The sequence below is a fragment of the Bacteroides mediterraneensis genome (assembly GCF_016900355.1).
Classification (GTDB): domain Bacteria; phylum Bacteroidota; class Bacteroidia; order Bacteroidales; family Bacteroidaceae; genus Phocaeicola.
Window position 1 is genome coordinate 1 of record NZ_JACJKA010000050.1, and the last position, 2,325, is coordinate 2,325.

2 protein-coding genes and 2 pseudogenes are annotated in these 2,325 nt (G+C 33.0%); 3 read left to right on the forward strand and 1 reads right to left on the reverse strand.

The window, feature by feature from the left end; translation table 11 throughout:
• The 3 genes and pseudogenes from H6A28_RS14700 to H6A28_RS14710 form a co-directional block, all read left to right on the forward strand.
• A pseudogene (locus H6A28_RS14700) lies at positions 1–226 on the forward strand (HNH endonuclease); the annotation flags it as partial.
• A gap of 315 nt (positions 227–541) precedes the next feature.
• Positions 542–1,453: a BT4734/BF3469 family protein gene (locus H6A28_RS14705; RefSeq protein ID WP_204481041.1), complete on the forward strand. Its 912-nt coding sequence runs from the start codon at positions 542–544 to the stop codon at positions 1,451–1,453.
• A 285-nt stretch (positions 1,454–1,738) separates the two neighbouring features.
• Complete coding sequence (locus H6A28_RS14710; protein ID WP_204481043.1) at positions 1,739–2,209, forward strand: hypothetical protein; 471 nt, start codon at positions 1,739–1,741, stop codon at positions 2,207–2,209.
• 12 nt (positions 2,210–2,221) lie between these two features.
• On the opposite strand, the pseudogene H6A28_RS15265 reads toward H6A28_RS14710, so the two are convergent.
• Positions 2,222–2,325: pseudogene (locus H6A28_RS15265) on the reverse strand (IS982 family transposase); the annotation flags it as partial.

Here is a 2,325-nt window from a genome sequence, read left to right on the forward strand (position 1 = left end):
CCTTTATAGTATGAAAGAAGAAGATAATGACGATTTTTTGTATTCTGTAGAAGCCAATGGAAGACTTTACATTATTCTTGATGGTCAGAAATTCTATGTGGATATATTAGTGGCACAAACTTTCTTGTACAATCCTGATCCAACAGTTTATACGGAAGTTGAACATATTGATGGAGATATAACCAACAATGCAGTTTATAATCTACGTTGGACAACAAAGAAATAATATCAAGTAATCCAAAGATTGAGTAAAAAATAATTTGTATTATCTGTAATTGATTGATATAACATAACCAATCCGCACGGGAAGTATATATCATAAGTCAAGTACCATATTTCAGAACGTTCGGTACCATTGGAGTTTACCTGTATATAATCATTAGTATCCACTAAGAATTAGAGAACACCAATGGTTGCTGAGTGTTGAGGATTAAGAAGTCGTTGTACGTGTGTATGACGGCTTCTTTTTTGTCATTTAATAAAAATGGGAAATTTGAAGGGCCTGAAAACTTTATATCTGAAAAACAAAAAAATAAGAAATATGGGAAATAACGGAATTTTTACTTTATTGCAAAGAATTAATTACACAAAGTATGGTTTGCAATATATTGACTTTAATGAAGTTGTAGAAGTTATTCGTAATGGGGATTTGGTATTGTATGATAGTGAATATGGGAAATATACACTAAGACAAGCAATTGAACACATCAGAACTGTACCAGAAGAAGATAGGCAATATTGGAAATCTAGATTATTGCCTGCTCTTGCTTGGAATGCCCGATTTTTAGAGGTTAATAGTAAGGGACTGGATGATTATTCGTGTATTACAGCTATGGATTTTGACCATATAGCTACAAGAGATGAAATGATACATCTACGAAATCGCTTGATAATTACACCATGTGTAGTCTGTGTGTTTGTTACTCCCAGTGGAGAAGGACTGAAAGCTCTAGTACTGCATGATAATGAGAGTCCGGACTTGCATAGGGATTTGTATGAACAACTATTGAAGAAATTCAATGTGGCAAGTAAAGATGAGAGCTGTAAAGATATAGCCAGAAGAAACTATTTGAGCTATGATCCGGATATTTGGATTAATCATAATCCGGTTGCTTTTCATTATATTCCTACCATAAAAACTCAAAGCAATTCAAAACAATACTCTTCTAATAATGTAAAGACTGTTTCAGATGAAAGTATTATTCGCATAATGGATTCTTCATGGAGAAAGAACCATCCTGAATATTGGCAGGAAGGCAACAGAGCTAATAGTATATTTAAACTGGCTTGCCTTATGTGCAAATGGGGAATTGATAAAGATCTAGTTATTGAATATTTCGTTGATGGTTGGAAAAGCCAGACAATGCATGAAGATGAAATTATGAATCATGTAATAAATGCTTATAAGGCAGAAGCTGATAACTTCGGAACATTACAATTCAGGATGTATTGAAGTTTATATGGTATGAGTAAACCGAAGGCAGATATGATAAGTGTATTATACCACTCAAGCGGCGTTAGCCTACAACAAACGAAAGAGAAAATATAGATAATGCACTTTTTTTTAATGAATTTATGAAATTTACTTATAAGTAATAGTGTTTTTAAGAAAAAAAAGTGATGCGTTCCGTTTACTCATCAAAGAGGAAACGGGATGCATCCAATATTCTAATAATCAAAAAAATAATAAGAAATGATAAGTGTCATAAATATTAGCATGCCACCAAGTTGTAGATATATGAGTGATTATGATAAACTTATAAATGGCCTTTTACCTATAAACGGTAAGTTTATTCTTAATAAGACACTTACTGGTTGTGGAGGAACATCGTTATTTCTTAATTCTGGTCTGATGGTAGTAATCATTTCTCCACGTATTCAGGTATTGAAAAATAAACACAAACAGTATCCTGATAGTTTTCTGTTTCATATTCCTCAATGTGATGACAGACAAAGTGCTATAAAACAGAAAATGGAAGATTTGAATTCGTATTTATGGTTACATTATGAATTGACACCTTTCGGACAGCAACCTCCTCCTGCTAAAATATTGGTTACATTGGACTCGGTAGGTAAGGTGTTTTCTGTTTTGGAATCCTGTAGTATTATAGATAAGTTCTTTTTTGTTGTAGATGAGTTTCAGTGTCTTATGGGGGATGCGATATTTAAAGGAACTGTTGATATGAATTTTCTTGTTAAAATAACGTGAGTTCGATATAATTCAAAACATAGTAAGTTGCCCGTCTTTGACAAAACACAGGTCAATGGCGGGCTTCTTTTCAAAGAAACAGTATGCTGCTATGGCAGATAGAGAATTGGCAATGA

Coding starts and splice junctions, on each gene's coding strand:
- H6A28_RS14710 (WP_204481043.1), top strand. CDS start 1,739: ATGAGTGATTATGATAAACTTATAAATGGCCTTTTACCTATAAACGGT.
- H6A28_RS14705 (WP_204481041.1), top strand. CDS start 542: ATGGGAAATAACGGAATTTTTACTTTATTGCAAAGAATTAATTACACA.